At 66.9% G+C, this 11,936-nt stretch carries 11 protein-coding genes; 8 read left to right on the plus strand and 3 right to left on the minus strand.

The genetic code is table 11. The annotated features are described in order from the left end of the window. Nucleotides 1–184 precede the first annotated feature (184 nt). Complete coding sequence (rho, locus tag RKE25_RS03825) at nucleotides 185–1,921, minus strand: transcription termination factor Rho (RefSeq protein ID WP_311840941.1); 1,737 nt, start codon at nucleotides 1,919–1,921, stop codon at nucleotides 185–187. A 147-nt stretch (nucleotides 1,922–2,068) separates the two neighbouring features. Beyond that, on the minus strand, nucleotides 2,069–2,395 hold the full coding sequence (gene trxA, locus RKE25_RS03830; RefSeq protein WP_311840942.1) for a thioredoxin TrxA: 327 nt from the start codon (nucleotides 2,393–2,395) through the stop codon (nucleotides 2,069–2,071). A 417-nt stretch (nucleotides 2,396–2,812) separates the two neighbouring features. On the opposite strand from trxA, the gene RKE25_RS03835 reads away from it, so the two are divergent. The 5 genes from RKE25_RS03835 (at nucleotide 2,813) to ung (ending at nucleotide 7,988) form a co-directional block, all read left to right on the plus strand. Beyond that, a complete protein-coding gene (locus tag RKE25_RS03835; RefSeq protein ID WP_311840943.1) occupies nucleotides 2,813–4,522 on the plus strand; it encodes a DEAD/DEAH box helicase in 1,710 nt (569 codons plus the stop codon). Nucleotides 4,523–4,638: 116 nt separating this feature from the next. Then, entirely contained in the window at nucleotides 4,639–5,316 is a 678-nt protein-coding gene (gene ftsE / locus RKE25_RS03840; RefSeq protein WP_311840944.1) for a cell division ATP-binding protein FtsE, read from the plus strand. A 32-nt stretch (nucleotides 5,317–5,348) separates the two neighbouring features. Continuing rightward, nucleotides 5,349–6,302, plus strand: coding sequence for a permease-like cell division protein FtsX (gene ftsX / locus RKE25_RS03845; protein WP_311842322.1), 954 nt, complete (start codon nucleotides 5,349–5,351; stop codon nucleotides 6,300–6,302). 142 nt (nucleotides 6,303–6,444) lie between these two features. Continuing rightward, a complete protein-coding gene (locus RKE25_RS03850) occupies nucleotides 6,445–7,287 on the plus strand; it encodes a response regulator (RefSeq protein ID WP_311840945.1) in 843 nt (280 codons plus the stop codon). Beyond that, on the plus strand, nucleotides 7,284–7,988 hold the full coding sequence (gene ung / locus RKE25_RS03855) for a uracil-DNA glycosylase (protein WP_311840946.1): 705 nt from the start codon (nucleotides 7,284–7,286) through the stop codon (nucleotides 7,986–7,988). Before RKE25_RS03850 ends, ung begins: the two co-directional genes overlap by 4 nt. A 59-nt stretch (nucleotides 7,989–8,047) precedes the next feature. Here the strand turns inward: ung and RKE25_RS03860 are convergent, their stop codons facing one another. Beyond that, entirely contained in the window at nucleotides 8,048–8,365 is a 318-nt protein-coding gene (locus tag RKE25_RS03860; protein WP_311840947.1) for a hypothetical protein, read from the minus strand. Between the two features lie 361 nt (nucleotides 8,366–8,726). On the opposite strand from RKE25_RS03860, the gene rpoH reads away from it, so the two are divergent. The 3 genes from rpoH (at nucleotide 8,727) to RKE25_RS03875 (ending at nucleotide 11,843) form a co-directional block, all read left to right on the plus strand. After that, nucleotides 8,727–9,584 (plus strand): RNA polymerase sigma factor RpoH, encoded by an 858-nt coding sequence (rpoH, locus tag RKE25_RS03865; protein WP_311840948.1) that lies wholly within the window; start codon nucleotides 8,727–8,729, stop codon nucleotides 9,582–9,584. An 86-nt stretch (nucleotides 9,585–9,670) separates the two neighbouring features. Then, complete coding sequence (locus RKE25_RS03870) at nucleotides 9,671–10,372, plus strand: response regulator transcription factor (protein WP_311840949.1); 702 nt, start codon at nucleotides 9,671–9,673, stop codon at nucleotides 10,370–10,372. A gap of 10 nt (nucleotides 10,373–10,382) precedes the next feature. Next, entirely contained in the window at nucleotides 10,383–11,843 is a 1,461-nt protein-coding gene (locus RKE25_RS03875) for a HAMP domain-containing sensor histidine kinase (RefSeq protein WP_311840950.1), read from the plus strand. The last annotated feature ends 93 nt before the right edge of the window (nucleotides 11,844–11,936 follow it).

An 11,936-nucleotide genomic window follows, 5' to 3' on the forward strand; every position in this document is an offset into this window, starting at 1 on the left:
CAAGGTTAACGGACTGTGACGCATGCTAGCAGGCAGGCCCCGGGTGAAACAGCGGGCCGGGGATCGGCCGAAGGTGGAGGGCCAGTACTTGAGGCCGGGAGTGGAGGGCCAGGGATCGCCGGCTAAGTAAAAGCGAAGGCCGGCGCTGGGCCGGCCTTCGGAAAGAACGCCCTGGAGGGAGCGGTCAGCGCTTCATGGAATTGAAGAACTCGTCGTTGGTCTTCGTGTTCTTCATCTTGTCCAGCATGAACTCCATGGCGGCCAGTTCGTCCATGGGGTGCAGCAGCTTGCGCAGGATCCAGATCTTGGAAAGCATGTCCGGTTCGATCAGCAGGTCCTCGCGGCGGGTGCCGGAGCGATTGATGTCGATGGACGGGTAGACGCGCTTCTCGGAGATCCGGCGGTTGAGGTGCACCTCCATGTTGCCGGTGCCCTTGAATTCCTCGTAGATCACCTCGTCCATCTTGCTGCCGGTATCGATCAGCGCGGTGGCGATGATGGTGAGCGAACCGCCTTCCTCCACGTTGCGGGCCGCGCCGAAAAAGCGCTTCGGGCGTTGCAGCGCGTTGGCGTCCACGCCACCGGTGAGCACCTTGCCGGAGCTGGGCACCACGGTGTTGTAGGCGCGGGCGAGGCGGGTGATGGAGTCGAGCAGGATCACGACGTCCCGCTTGTGCTCCACCAGGCGCTTGGCACGCTCGATCACCATTTCGGCGACCTGCACGTGGCGCGCGGCCGGCTCGTCGAAGGTGGAGCTGATGACCTCGGCACGCACGGTGCGGGCGATCTCGGTCACTTCCTCCGGGCGCTCATCGATCATCAGCATGATCAGGTGCACGTCCGGGTGGTTGTACTGGATGGCCTGCGCGACGTTCTGCAACATCATCGTCTTACCGGCCTTCGGCTGGGAGACGATCAGGCCGCGCTGGCCGCGGCCGATCGGAGCTACCAGGTCGAGGATGCGGCCGGTGATGTCCTCGGTCGAGCCGTTGCCGCGCTCCAGGTGGAACGCCTTGCGCGGGAACAGCGGCGTGAGGTTCTCGAACAGCATCTTGTTCTTCGACGCCTCCGGCGGATCGCCGTTGATGTCGTCGACCTTGAGCAGCGCGAAGTAACGCTCGCCTTCCTTCGGATGCCGCACGCGTCCGGTGATGTAGTCGCCGGTGCGCAGGTTGAAGCGGCGGATCTGGCTGGGGGAGACATAAATGTCGTCCGGGCCGGCCAGGTAGGACTCGTCGGCGGAGCGCAGGAAGCCGAAGCCGTCCTGCAGTATCTCCAGCACGCCTTCCGCCCAGATGCCGCCGCCGGAGCGGGCATGGGCTTTGAGGATGTTGAAGATCACGTCCTGCTTGCGGGCGCGGGCGACGCCTTCCTGGATGCCGAGCGACTCGGCGAATTCCAGCAGCTGGATCGCGTTCTTGCGCTTGAGCTCGGTCAGGTTGATCAGGCGGTCGTTGCTGCCGGCATCGGCGAACTCGTCGTCCACCGGCAGGCCGTTGTTGTTGCGCGGATGCTGCTGGCCGCCGCCCTGGCCGCCCTGGCCACCCGGGCCGCGCTGCTGATTGCGCTCGTGGCGTCGCCGACGGCCACGGTCGTTGCGGTCGTTGCGGCGGTCATTGTTCGGATTCTGGCCGCCCTGCTGCTGGGGCTGGCCGCCCTCGCGCGCCTGCTGCGGCGCGCCATCGCGGGGCACGGCATCGCCGTGGAAGGAGGGAGCAGGATCGACCGGGAGGCTGGCCTGCACCGGCGGCGGTGCCGCAGGTGCTTCGCCCGCAGATTTCTCTGCGCGAGGCGCGCCCTCGGCCGCGGCGGCCGCAGCGGCTGCGGACTTGCGCGGCGCGCGGGTGCGGGGCGTTTCGGACACAGTCTTGGCTTCGGCGCTCTTGGCGTCGTTGTGGTCTTGGCTTTCGATATCAGACACGGGCAAACCTCACGGGGCGCCGTTGATCACAGGAGGGAAGGGTGCGCGCGGGGCGCGGAGGGCGCGGGGGACGAAAGTCCCGACAGGCCGGGGGAATCTAACACCCGCCGCGCGACGCCGTAAAGCGGGGCGGCGGGTGAGGGAGTTTCAGATGGTCTTTTCGATCAGCTGCTTCAGCTGGCCTTTGCTGACGGCGCCGATCTGGGTGGCTTCCACCTTGCCGTTCTTGAACACCATCAGGGTGGGGATGCCGCGAACGCCGAAGTCGCGGGGCGTCTTCTGGTTATGGTCGATATTGAGCTTGACGATCCGCAGCTTGCCTTTGTACTCCTCGGCCAGCTCGTTCAGGGCCGGGGCGATCGCCTTGCAGGGGCCGCACCACTCCGCCCAGAAGTCCAGCAGTACAGGGGTATCCGACTCCAGCACTTCCTTCTGGAAGGCGTCGTCGCTCACGTGGGTAATCAGGTCGCTCACCGGGGTCTCCGATAACAGGCGGGGGATGGTTTGACGACCGCGCGGCCAGCATCGGCTACACTTGGGCGCCCATGAAGCGCGGGTCGGACCGGAAAAAGGAAGTGTGCCGTTGCGGCAGACCTCCATTCCAGCGTAACTCAGGGCACGATTCAAGCGATTCAAGGGCTGCCATCGCGGCAGTTCCGTTGATATAGGCAAAGGGGCCGGTAAGCCTCTTTACCTATGTCAGCGGGACTGCCGGTTGCCTGAGCCCGCCACCTCGGCGCCAGTCGCGAGGCGCACGCATAACCGCGCCCTCGCCGCTGCCCGGCCAATCCATCGCCCTGGCCAGCGCCGCTTCCCAACCCGTCCCGGGCTTCCGACTGCCATGGGGACAGGGCGCGTCGTTCGCGAGCGCCTCACCGCTGACTGACATCAATGTCCCAAACCGTTCTTACCGATACCTTTTTCACCAATTTTGAACTCCATCCGCTGCTGCAGAAGGGCCTCGACGAGGCGGGCTTCACCCGCTGTACGCCGATCCAGGCCCTGACCCTGCCCGTGGCGCTCACCGGGCGCGACGTCGCCGGCCAGGCACAGACCGGCACCGGCAAGACCTGCGCCTTCCTGGTGGCCCTGATGAACCGCCTGCTGACCCGCCCGGCCGTGGCCGAGCGCAAGGACAGTGACCCGCGCGCCCTGGTGATCGCGCCGACCCGCGAGCTGGCCATCCAGATCGACAAGGACGCGCGCAACATCGGCCGCCATACCGGCCTGAAGACCGCGCTGATCTACGGCGGCGTGGATTACGACAAGCAGCGCCAGCAGCTGCACGACGGCTGCGACATCATCATCGCCACGCCTGGCCGCCTGCTCGACTACTACAAGCAGCACGTCTTCGGCTTCAACGGCGTCGAGGTCATGGTGATCGACGAGGCCGACCGCATGTTCGACCTCGGCTTCATCAAGGACGTGCGCTTCATCTTCCGTCGCCTGCCGGCCCGCGAGCAGCGCCAGGTGCTGCTGTTCTCCGCGACGCTCAGCCACCGCGTCCTGGAGCTGGCCTATGAGCACATGCACGACGCCGAGAAGCTGGTCGTGGAGACCGAGAACGTCACTGCCGACCGCGTGCGCCAGCAGGTGTACTTCCCCTCCAAGGAGGAGAAGATGCCGCTGCTGCTCAATCTGCTCGAGCGCACCAACCCGAGCCGCAGCATCATCTTCGTCAACACCAAGATGGCGGCCGAGCGCGTGACCGAGCGGGTGAAGCGCCAGGGTTACCGCGTCGGCGCGCTGTCCGGCGACGTGCCGCAGCTCAAGCGCCAGAAGCTGTTGCAGCGCTTCCAGGACGGCCAGCTCGACATCCTGGTGTGTACCGACGTGGCCGCGCGCGGCCTGCACATTCCCGCGGTGAGCCACGTCTTCAACTACGACCTGCCGCAGGACGCGGAAGACTACGTCCACCGCATCGGTCGTACAGCGCGCCTGGGGGCAGAGGGCGATGCGATCAGCTTCGCCTGCGACCTCTATGCGATGTCGCTGCCGGACATCGAGACCTACATCGGCCAGCGCATTCCGGTCGCCGCGATCGAGCCGGACATGCTGGTGATGCCGAAGCCGCGCGAAGTCGATGCCCAGTTCGTCGCCGACGCCGCGGCCGATAGCGCGGCCTTCGGCGACAAGGTCGAGAGCCGTGAGAAGAAGGAAGGGGGCCCCGGCCGTTCGCGTCGTCGCGATGGTTCGGGCGAGCGTTCGCGCGGCGAAGGCAAGCCTCGTGAGCCGCGCAAGCCTCGCGAAGGCGCCGCGCGGCACGAGGCGGCCGGCGCTGATGCCGCTCCGCCGGCGCCGGCTCAGGGCGACGTCGCCGTAGGCGCGGATGGGCCGCACAAGCGTCGGCGCCGCCGTGGCGGTCGCGGGCGCAAGCGCGAAGGTGCCGGGACGGTCGAGACGAACGTGTCGCCGGTGTCCGCGCCCGAGGGTACTCGCGGTGCCCGAGAGGGCCATCGTCCCTCTCGCGAGCGCGGTGGTTCCGAAGCTGGGGCGCGGCCGTCCCGTCAGGTGGCCGCTACCGCCGTTCATGCGGCCGAGGGCACGCCGAAGAAGCAGGGCTTCTTCCGTCGCCTGGCCCGCTTGTTCACCGGTCGCTGAACCTCTCTGCCGCCGCGGGTGCGCAAGCGCTCCGCGGCAGGCCTTCCGGGGATCGCTTTGGCGCGCTCATCCCTTATCCTTGCGGCCAGTGCGGGATCAGGGATCGAGGATACGCGGTGATCCGCTTCGACCAAGTCAGCAAACGCTACGAGGGCGGCCACGAGGCGCTCTCGCAGCTTACCTTCCATGTGGCGCCCGGCGAGATGGCCTTCGTCACCGGGCATTCGGGCGCGGGCAAGAGCACGCTGCTGAAGCTGCTCGGCCTGATCGAGCGCCCGTCGCACGGCAGCATCACGCTCGACGGACAGAACCTCGCCAAGGTCGGCCGCGGCGGCATTCCCAAGCTGCGGCGGCGCATCGGCATGGTTTTCCAGGACCATCGCCTGTTGATGGATCGCACCGTCTTCGCCAACGTGGAACTGCCACTGGTGATCGGGGGCATCGCGCCGGCGGAACGCGGACGGCGCGTGCGCGCCGCCTTGGAGAAGGTCGGCCTGCTGGCTTACGAGCGGCAGTTGCCGGCGACCTTGTCTACCGGTGAACAGCAGCGCGTCGGCATTGCCCGCGCGATCGTGGCCAAGCCCACCTTGCTGATCGCCGACGAGCCGACCGGCAACCTCGATCCGCAGCTGGCCGTTGAAATCATGGGGCTGTTCGCCGAGTTCCAGCAGGTAGGCACCACCGTATTGATCGCCAGCCACGACCTTCCGCTGATCAAGCGCATGCGCAAGCGCGTGGTGGTGCTGGACCACGGCCGCCTGGTGGCCGACATCGCCGCGGAGGAGGTGCTGTGACCGTGCAGCCGGATTTTCCGCACGAGAACCCGATCGTGGCCGAACCGCCCCAACGGGTGGAGCGCAGCAAGCCGCGGCCGGTGGCCGGTTGGCGCGAACACCACGCGTGGAGCGCGGCCGCCAGCCTGCGCCGCCTGATGTCGCGCCCGGTCGGCACGCTGTTGACGGTGGCGGTGATGGCCTTGGCGCTGGCGCTGCCGCTGACCTTCTATCTGTTGCTGGGCAACCTGCAGAAACTCGGCGACGCGCTGGGCCAGAACCAGGCCGTCGCCGTCTTCATGCAGACGGGCCAGACTGGTCCGTCCGTGGAGATGCTCGCCACTAAGTTGCGCGAGCGGCCTGACGTGGCGTCCGTGACGGTGAAGACCCCCCAGCAGGGCATGGATGAGCTGGCGAAGATGCAGGGGTTCTCCGGCGCACTGAGCACGCTGGACAGCAATCCGCTGCCTTATGCCCTCGAAGTCCTGCCGAAGCCGGGTTCGAGCGCCGATGACGTCGCGCGGCTGGTGACCGACCTGCGCGGCATGCAGGGCGTGGAGCTGGTGCAGGACAGCGGAACCTGGCGCGAGCGCCTCGATGCGCTGCTGGGCGTGGGCAATCGTGTCGTGCTGATCCTTGCCGTGCTGCTGGCGCTGGCGGTCCTGCTGGTGGTGGGCAACACAGTGCGCGTGGACATCGCCAGCCGCAGCGAGGAGATCGGCGTACTCATGTTGATCGGCGCGAGCGGAGCATTCGTGCGCCGCCCTTATCTTTACGCGGGCATCTGGTACGGCCTCTTCAGCGGCCTGCTCGCGGCGGGCATCGCGCTGGTGATCGAAACAGCGCTGGCCGAGCCGATGACACGCCTCGGTCACGTGTATCAGGGCAAGCTGCAGATCGGCACCCTGCCGATATGGCTGCTCAGCGCGGTGCCGCTGGCCGCCGCCGTGCTCGGCTGGCTGGGGGCGCGGGTGGTCAGCGCCTGGCAGCTGCGCAAGGCGGCGTAGGTTCCTGGCGCGGCTGCGGAAGTGACGCCGGTCGCAGGCAACCGCCGCATCGGCAGGGCAAGATGCCGGGATGCATGGGGCGCAAGGGGGCGTCCATCGATGGTTCGGCAAGGATGCCGCTAAGCGTGGATGGATCGGTCAAATGAGTGAAGGTTTCAGTAGCCGTGTCGTCAGCGCCGCTCCGCGCGTGCTGGTGGTCGACGGTTCGAAGGTGGTCCGGCAGTTGATTTCCCGCGTGCTGCAGGCGGAGTTGCCGGATGCCGAAGTGGTCGGTTGTGCCAACGGGGCGGAAGCGCACCAGCTGCTCGACAGCGGGGTGTTCGACTTCATCACCATCGCGCTGCGGCTGCCCGACATGGACGGCCTGGAGCTGGCGCGCTACGTGCGCGAGTCCGCGCCGCAGATCTACGTGCCCATCGTGGTGGTGTCCGGCGACGTGGACGACCGCTTGCACCGGCGCGCGCTGGGCGAGCACGTCACGGACTATTTCGACAAGTCGCTGGGTTTCCAGGCACTGGCCGAGTTCATCCGCGGCTATGTTCGCCCCGAAAGCTCGGCAGAGGGCGACGTGCTCTACGTCGAGGACAGCCGCGTGGTCGCGCTCGCCACCCGGCGCATGCTGGAAAAGTACGGGTTGACCGTACGCCACGTGATCAGCGCCGAAGATGCGCTGGCCTGGTTGGACACTGCCAAGGCCCAGGGTCAGGTGGGCGCCGACGTGGTGTTGACCGACGTCAGCCTGAAGGGCGAACTCACCGGTGGCGATCTGCTCGAGCGCATCCGGCGTGATTACGGCTACGGCAAAGGGCGCCTCCCTGTGCTGGTCATGACTGGGGACGAAAACCCCGCCAACCAGGCGGCTTTGCTGAAGGCGGGTGCCAACGATCTGGTCGAGAAGCCGATCGAGGAGAAGCTGTTGATCACCAAGCTCCTGTTCCAGCTGCGCGTGGCGCGGCATCTGCGCCAGCGCGACGAGGCGGCATGAGCGAAAACCGCGTCAAGCTGGAACCCTCGTGGAAGGAGCGCATCGGCGCCTATCTGGAGCGGCCGGAGATGCAGGCGCTGTCGGCTTTTCTGCGGGCTGAAAAGCAGCACGGCAAGGTCATTTATCCGCCGGGGCCCGAGATCTTCGCCGCGTTCGACCACACACCGTTCGACAAGGTGCGGGTGGTGATTCTGGGCCAGGACCCTTATCACGGGCCCGGCCAGGCGCACGGGTTGTGTTTTTCCGTGCGCCCGGGCGTTCCGCCGCCGCCGTCGCTGCAGAACATTTTCAAGGAGATCCAGCGCGATCTGGGCATCCCGCCGCCGGATCACGGTTGCCTTACCCCCTGGGCCGACCGGGGTGTGCTGCTGCTCAACGCCGTGCTGACGGTGGAACGCGGCCTGGCCGCTTCCCACCAGGGCAAGGGCTGGGAAGGTTTCACGGATGCGGCGATCGATGCGCTGAACCGCGAGCGCGAAGGGCTGGTGTTTTTGCTGTGGGGTTCCTATGCCCAGCGCAAGGGGCAGCTGATCGATGGCCACCGGCACTGCGTGCTGCGTTCGGTCCATCCTTCGCCGCTGTCGGCGCATCGCGGTTTTCTGGGCTGCGGCCATTTCTCCGCAGCCAACCGCTATCTGGAGGCCCGCGGCCATGCTCCCATCGACTGGTCGCTGCCGTCCCGCAGCGAGCTTGCCGCTTGAGCAGCGCGAGTTTGTAAGAAAGGCGCCCTGAAGGCGCCTCCTTGAGGCAACGTCGCAGATCAGGGGGCGAGTGGTGCCAGCCTCGTGGGGTGGGCGGTAGCGATTGATGTGGTGGAAAGATCCGGGCGATATTTACGGGCATCGAGCCATGATTCCCGCTGCGCAGCCGCCGTTGCCGGCTCGCCGCAATAGCTCAGGCAGAGCGAGAACTGGGTCATGCATGCGGCGATATTGGCCGAATTATTAGGGTCTTTATTGACGCAACTCAGGTAAGCCTGCTGGCAGACTGGGCAGTTCGGGCTGGCCGTCGCCGTACCGGCGGCAAGGCCCGCCGCGATCGTGGCGACGGCGAAGGTCAACAGTTTTGCGATTCGCATAAGGCACGCCTCAAGGCAGGTGAAAATGAGGGGCTATCTGACCGCGGACCCGATGACTCGCGGGTCGAAACCCGGCGCCCCCTTGCCGGGCCGGCTTATGGGAATCCTTTGCGCGCCAGGTTGTCTGTCAGTCGTCGCCGCCTTGCAATGTAGGGTAATGCTTACGCGAAGCTTGCTTTGCTCGCGTTGGTTCACGGGGTCTGGAGGCCGGAACCTCTACGTTTGCCTATCCCCAGACCTGGACAATGGGCCGACATTCCTGTACGATTCGGTTCAATAAAGGCGACTGGGAACTCCCAGGCGCTTTAGCACTCCCACAGTGGGAGTGCTAAGCTGAAATCCACCTCAGGAGGATCCATACATGTCTCAAGCTTTGGTGACCGCCAACCTGCCGGTTCCTAGCGTCGTCGGCAGTCTGGATGCCTATATCTCGGCGGTCCATCGGATCCCGGTGCTTACCCAGGAAGAGGAGCAGGCGCTGTCGCGCCGCTACAACGAGGAGAACGACCTCGCCTCGGCCAGGAAGCTGGTCATGTCGCACCTGCGCTTCGTGGTCCATGTGGCCCGCGGGTATAGCGGCTATGGGCTGCAGATGGGCGATCTCATCCAGGAAGGCAACATCGGCCTGATGAAGGCCGTGAAGCGCTTCGACCCCGATCAGGGCGTCCGCCTCGTCAGCTTCGCGGTGCACTGGATTCGCGCCGAAATGCACGAGTTCATCCTGCGTAACTGGCGCATCGTGAAGGTCGCCACCACCAAGGCCCAGCGCAAGTTGTTCTTCAACCTGCGCAAGAGCAAGAAGCGCCTGGGCTGGATGAACGCCGAAGAGGTGCGCATGGTGGCGAAGGACCTCGGCGTGCCGGAAGCGACGGTGCGCGAGATGGAGTCCCGCCTCTCCGGCCGCGACGTCGGCTTCGAGGCGCCGGCCGACGCGGACGAGGATGCCAAGCCGGCACCGGAAGCCTTCCTGGTCGATGAAGGCGCCGACCCGTACGACAACATTGCCGACGCGGACCAGGCCGACAATCAGCTGGAAACCCTGTCGGAGGCCCTGCAGAAGCTCGATGACCGCTCGCGCGACATCATCCAGCGCCGCTGGCTGAACGAGGACAAGGCGACCCTGCAGGACCTGGCCGACGAGTACGGCGTCTCCGCCGAGCGCATCCGCCAGGTCGAGGCCAATGCGATGAAGAAGATGCGCGGCCTCTTCGCCGCCTGATCCATCGAAGCGTTACCATCGTCGACGGCCCCACTTGGGGCCGTCGGTTTTTGCGCATCGAGCACTGACGTCCGGACGTCCCATTCATGCCCCGCGTGCTGGTCATCGAAGACGACGAAGTCACCGCCCGCGAGATCGTCGCGGAGCTGAGCGTGCACGGCATGACCGCCGAATGGGTCGCCGACGGCCGCGAAGGCCTGTCGCGCGCGAGCGCGCAGGCGTATGACCTGATCACGCTCGATCGCATGCTCCCCGGCATGGAGGGCATCCAGGTGGTAGAGGCGCTGCGCCGGCAGAAGATCGATACGCCGGTGCTGATGATCAGTGCGCTCAGCGAGGTGGACGATCGCGTGCGCGGCCTGCGTGCCGGTGGCGACGACTACCTCACCAAGCCCTTCGCCCCCGACGAGATGGCGGCACGCGCGGAAGTGCTGCTGCGCCGCGGCCAGCCGCCGCAGCATGACACACGGCTGCGCGTGGGCGACCTGGAGCTGGACCTGGTGCGCCACGTGGCCTTTCGCCACGGGCAGCCGCTGACCCTGCAGCCCACCGAGTACCGCCTGCTGGAGTACCTGATGCGCCATTCCGGCCAGGTGCTGACCCGCACGATGATCTTCGAGGCCGTGTGGGGCTTTCATTTCGACCCCGGCACCAACGTGATCGACGTGCATATCGGCCGGCTCAGGCGCAAGATCGACGGCACCGGCCAGCCGCCCCTGATCCGCACCGTGCGCGGCACCGGCTACATGATCACCGCCGCACCCCAGAACGCTTCGGCCCCGCCCTGAGTCCACCGGCATGACCCGCCCCAACGCCTGGCGCTCCGCCACCACCCGCCTGATCGCCATCTACGGCGCGCTGTTCGCCGCCTGGGGGCTGGTGCTCGTCGGCGTGATTCAGTGGGAGACCACGCGCTACCTCAACACCGTCATCGACCAGATGCTCGAGCAGCGCATGCACTATCTGGCGAGTACGGACACCCAGCGCCTGGCTTCCGCCGTGGACGCCGCGGCGACGATCGATCCGCACGGCGTCATGTCCGTCGGCCTGTTCGATGCCAGCGGACGGCCCGCAGCGGGCAACATCGCGCACATGCCGTCCGAACTCGCGCCCGACGGCCAGGTGCGCCTGCTCGAGCAGGGCCTGCCGCGTCCGGATCGCGACGGCAGCCAGGTACGCGCCCGTGCGCTCGCCCAGCGCCTGGCTGACGGCCGTGTACTGGTGATCGCCAAGGACACCAGCACGATCGACGGCCTGGGCGCCGTCGTGTGGCGCGCCCTGATGTGGGCGCTGTCGCTCACCATCATCCCCGGCCTGTTCGGCGGTTTCCTGCTGCGGCGCGGACCGGAAAAACGCATCCGCGCGCTCCAGCAGGCCACCGATCCGATCCGCCAGGGCGACCTCGCCAAGCGCCTGCCCGTGAGCCGGCGCGGCGACGAGCTCGACGTGCTGGCTTCCATCGTCAACACCATGCTCGACGAGATCGAGCGCCTCATGAACGAAGTGAAGGGCGTGTGCGACAACATCGCGCATGACCTGCGCACGCCGCTCACCCGTCTGCGCGCGCGGCTGTACCGTGCGCAGCAGCAGCTGTCGGACCAGCCCGAAGCGGCGCTCGTCGAAGCCAGCATCGTAGACATCGACCAGGTGCTGGGTCGCTTCCGCGCGCTGTTGCGCGTGTCCGAGCTGGAGGATGGACGTCGCAGCGCCTGTTTCGACGAAGTCGACCTCAGTGGCGTCCTGCAGCAGGTGCACGAGTTCTATGCGCCGGTGGCAGAGGATCGCGGCCAGCCCTTCGTGCTGGACGTCGAACCCACCGCGACCGTGCGCGGCGATGCACACCTCCTGTTCGAGGCGCTCGCCAATCTGGTGGGCAATGCCATCAAATTCACCCCGGCGGGCGGCGAAGTGCGGCTGCGTGCGCGCATGGACAGCCGCGGCCCGCGCATCACCATCCTGGATCAGGGCCCGGGCATCCCCGCGCACGAGCGCGATGCGGTCACGCGGCGCTTTTACCGCGGCGACAACAGCCGTTCCGCGTCCGGCTCCGGCCTGGGCCTGAGCATCGTCAGCGCCATCGTGCGCCTGCATGGCTTCGCGCTGGACATCGGTGAGGCGAAAGAGGGCACGGGCGCACGCATCACCCTGTACTGCTATACGGTGAACCCGGGCGAAGTGCCGGGCACCTGCCTCTCCCGCACCGTCGTGCCGGAAGCGACGGAGGCGCCGCGTATCCCGTCCCTGCCAACCGTGGGTTGACGAGCGGCGACGCGGGCGGATCGACCCGGACGCAATGCGCAACATGAAAATATCTTCATCCGGATAAACGAACGGCCGGCGCACGGCGCGTGT

Origin of the sequence: Dyella sp. BiH032 (assembly GCF_031954525.1) — a bacterium.
Lineage (GTDB): Bacteria > Pseudomonadota > Gammaproteobacteria > Xanthomonadales > Rhodanobacteraceae > Dyella_D.